The sequence below is a fragment of the Stenotrophomonas sp. STEN008 genome, assembly GCF_056760435.1.
In genome coordinates this window covers 1-3,410 of sequence record NZ_JBRRET010000077.1, presented here as the reverse complement: position 1 = coordinate 3,410, position 3,410 = coordinate 1, and the positions used below count along the sequence as shown (strand labels likewise).

Sequence of the window (3,410 nt, the reverse complement as noted above, 5' to 3'; positions counted from 1 at the left end):
CCCCCCCCCCCCCCCCCCCCCCCCCCCCCCCCTCTTCTTCTTTTACTCCCGTTCGTCACTTTCGGGGCTGGGGCCCCCTGGCTCTCCCCCCAAAAAATTGCCCCCCCCCCCCGGAACTTCATTCGATCAGCCGCCGGAATCTGTCGAAGGCGGCGCAGAGTGCCTCGCTTTCCCACGGAATGCCCGCTGTTGCTGTTGCTTCGGCCGTTGCCTCTGCGCGTGCAGGGCGCAGCCCTGCCTGACCCCCTCAGATGTCTGTAGGAGCCAGTCCGTACTGCTCGGCGAAGCGCTTGCTGAAACTGGCCGCGGAACGGTAGCCCGCGCGTGCGGCCACGGTCTTCAGCGGCAGGTCGGTGGTGTACAGCAACTGCATGGCGTGGGCCAGTCGTGCCTCGGTCAGCAGCTGGCGCAGGCTGGTGCGCTCGGCCGCAAGCCGACGACGCAGGGTGGCGCCGCTCAGTGCGAACTGCTCCTCCAGGTCACGCGATTGCCAGTCGCGCGCAGGTTCAGCGGCGACGCGATCCCGTATCTGCTCACCCAGCGTCGGTGCAGTGGGCAGCAACAGGTTGCCATGGCCTTGCCGGCACAGGGTCAGCACCATCGAGGCCAGGGCCAGCCGGGCGTCGCTGTAATGGCCATCCTGCAGCGATTGCCGCCAGCGGCGCAGCACGGCGCCATGTTCGGCCAGCGACAACCGCGCCATCGACGGACCGGCGCTGGGCAGTTCCTCGTTCCACAGTGTCCGCGCCGCGGCCAGCACTTCCGCACACAGCGGCACGATGGCGCTGAGGTAACGGCCGCTGCGCGGGTCTGGACGGTTGACCACGTCGATGCGGCAACGCTGGGTCAGCAGCAGTATGTCGCCGGGCGCGAACTCCAGCGTCTGGTGTGCGGTACGTACCTGCTTGCGTCCTTCCAGCAGGATCGCGAACTGCGGTTGCGGGATCTCCACCGAGCTGGCGCCATGCTCGCGCCGTGCGGTGATGCAGGCATAACCCTCGGCGCGATCACAACCGGCCAGCGAAGACATCTCGGCCAGCAGCGCCGTTGCTGCGGGCAGCATCGTGGTCATGTCACGTGGGCTCCCAGCAGCCGGCCGACGCCGGCGGCTGCAGCCATTGCCAGTGCGCCCCAGAACATGACGCGCAGGGCGCCGCGCAGGGCAGGCGCACCTCCAGCGCGGGCCGCCATCGCGCCGGTCACGCACAGGCCCAGCAGGGTGCCGGCGGTGGTCACCCCTGCCACGGAGTCGGCCGGTGCCAGCAGTGCGGTCAGCACCGGCAGGGCCGCCCCACAGGTGAAGGCTGCGGCCGAGGCCAGTGCGGCCTGCAGCGGCCGGGCGCGCAGGGTATCGGTGATGCCCAGTTCGTCGCGAGCGTGCGCACCGAGGGCATCATGGGCCGTGAGCTGTTCGGCCACCTGCCGCGCCAGCGCCGGGGCCAGGCCGCGATGGCGGTAGATGGCGGCCAGCTCTTCCAGCTCGCTGTGCGGATCGTCCTGCAGTTCGCGCTTCTCCATCGCCAGGTCGGCGCCTTCGGTGTCGGCCTGGGTCTGCACCGAGACGTACTCGCCGGCGGCCATCGACATCGCCCCTGCGACCGTGCCCGCCAGGCCGGTGGCCAGCAGGGTGCTGGCCGATGCGCCACTGGCGGCAACGCCGACCACCAGCCCTGCCACTGAAACGATGCCGTCGTTGGCGCCGAGCACGGCGGCGCGCAGCCAGCCGACGCGGTCGGCCCTGTGTCGTTCCGGATGGCGCGAATGACGGGTCATGCCTTGCAGTGTACGAGGGTCAAGAGGTCGTCGGTAGGATGCTGAAACCCGTCTCCGTCGCATGCTGCGACGGGGCGCCACGCTATAGTGCGCCCTTGCGATGGAAGGCTCCCAGCCCCACATCCCCCGTCACCGTACAGCGAGTCTTCCCCTTGTCGAGCCCCAGCCACGTCGCCGATACGCCCATTACCGACCGCTCGCAGCTGGTGGAGGTGATCGCCTCCGGCGAAAAGCCCCGCGCGCAGTGGCGCATCGGCACCGAGCACGAGAAGTTCGGCTTCCGCCTGGACGACCTGCGACCGCCGGCCTTTGAAGGCGAGCGTGGCATCGAGGCCCTGCTCAACGGCCTGGTCCGTTTCGGCTGGGAACCCGTGCAGGAAAACGGCAACACCATCGCCCTGCTGCGCGATGGCGCGTCGGTGACGCTGGAACCGGCCGGCCAGCTGGAACTGTCCGGCGCGGCGCTGGAGACCATCCATCAGACCTGCGTGGAGACCGGTACCCATCTGAACGAAGTGGCGCAGGTGGCCGGCGAGCTCCAGCTGGGCTTCCTGGGCATGGGCTTCCAGCCGAAGTGGGCGCGCGATGAGATGCCGTGGATGCCGAAGGGCCGCTACAGGATCATGCGCGCGTACATGCCCAAGGTCGGTTCGCTCGGCCTGGACATGATGACCCGTACCTGCACGGTGCAGGTCAACCTGGACTACGCCAGCGAAGCGGACATGGTGAAAAAGTTCCGCGTTTCGCTGGCACTGCAGCCGATCGCCACCGCGCTGTTCGCCGACTCGCCGTTCACCGAAGGCAAGCCGAACGGCTACCTGAGCTATCGATCGCACATCTGGACCGACACCGACGCCGATCGCACCGGCATGCTCGACTTCGTGTTCGAGGATGGCTTCGGCTATGAGCGTTACGTCGATTACCTGCTGGACGTGCCGATGTACTTCTCCTACCGCGATGGCATCTACCACGATGCCAGCGGGCAGAGCTTCCGCGATTTCATGCAGGGCCGGCTGCCGGTGCTGCCGGGCGAGTTGCCGACCCTGCGCGACTGGTCGGACCACACGACCACGGCGTTCCCGGAAGTGCGCCTGAAAAAGTATCTGGAAATGCGGGGCGCCGATGGCGGTCCGTGGAGCCGCCTGTGCGCCCTGCCGGCGTTCTGGGTCGGCCTGCTGTACGACGACACCGCGCTGGATGCGGCCTGGGATCTGGTGCGTGACTTCACCCTGGCCGAGCGCCATATCCTGCGCGACGGCGTGCCGAAGCATGCGATGAACCTGCCGTTCCGCGATGGCACCGTGCGCGATCTGGCGCGCGAGGCGGTGAAGATTTCCGTTGAGGGCCTGAAGCGCCGCGCCGCGCGCAATGCCGATGGCCAGGACGAGAGCAAGTTCCTGGATGTGCTGCAGGAGATCGTCGAATCCGGCCTGACACCGGCAGAGCGCAAGCTGGCGCTGTTCCATGGTCGCTGGCACGGCAACGTGGATCCGGTGTTCCGGGAATTCGCGTACTGAATGCGGCCGCGGGGGGGGGGGGGGCCCGCGCGCCCCGACCCACCCCGACGCCCCCGCGGCCCCCGCGCCCCGGGCGGGGGGGGGCGCAAAACAACACCACCACCCCCCCCCGCGGGGGAG

At 68.9% G+C, this 3,410-nt stretch carries 3 protein-coding genes; 1 reads left to right on the top strand and 2 read right to left on the bottom strand.

What is annotated here, in order from left to right:
• Positions 1–247 precede the first annotated feature (247 nt).
• Both ACVOME_RS18595 and ACVOME_RS18590 read right to left on the bottom strand, forming a co-directional pair.
• Positions 248–1,072: a helix-turn-helix transcriptional regulator gene (locus tag ACVOME_RS18595; protein ID WP_065181741.1), complete on the bottom strand. Its 825-nt coding sequence runs from the start codon at positions 1,070–1,072 to the stop codon at positions 248–250.
• Positions 1,069–1,773 carry a VIT1/CCC1 transporter family protein gene (locus ACVOME_RS18590; protein WP_481505390.1) on the bottom strand — a complete coding sequence of 235 codons (705 nt, stop codon included), beginning with the start codon at positions 1,771–1,773 and terminating at the stop codon, positions 1,069–1,071. The genes ACVOME_RS18595 and ACVOME_RS18590 overlap by 4 nt, the downstream gene beginning before the upstream one ends.
• Before the next feature lie 152 nt (positions 1,774–1,925).
• On the opposite strand from ACVOME_RS18590, the gene ACVOME_RS18585 reads away from it, so the two are divergent.
• Positions 1,926–3,290, top strand: coding sequence for a glutamate--cysteine ligase (locus ACVOME_RS18585; RefSeq protein WP_481505389.1), 1,365 nt, complete (start codon positions 1,926–1,928; stop codon positions 3,288–3,290).
• Positions 3,291–3,410: the final 120 nt, after the last annotated feature.

Bases quoted from the DNA above. Each gene is read 5' to 3' on its own strand.
- ACVOME_RS18595 (WP_065181741.1), bottom strand. From the start codon at position 1,072: ATGACCACGATGCTGCCCGCAGCAACGGCGCTGCTGGCCGAGATGTCT.
- ACVOME_RS18590 (WP_481505390.1), bottom strand. From the start codon at position 1,773: ATGACCCGTCATTCGCGCCATCCGGAACGACACAGGGCCGACCGCGTC.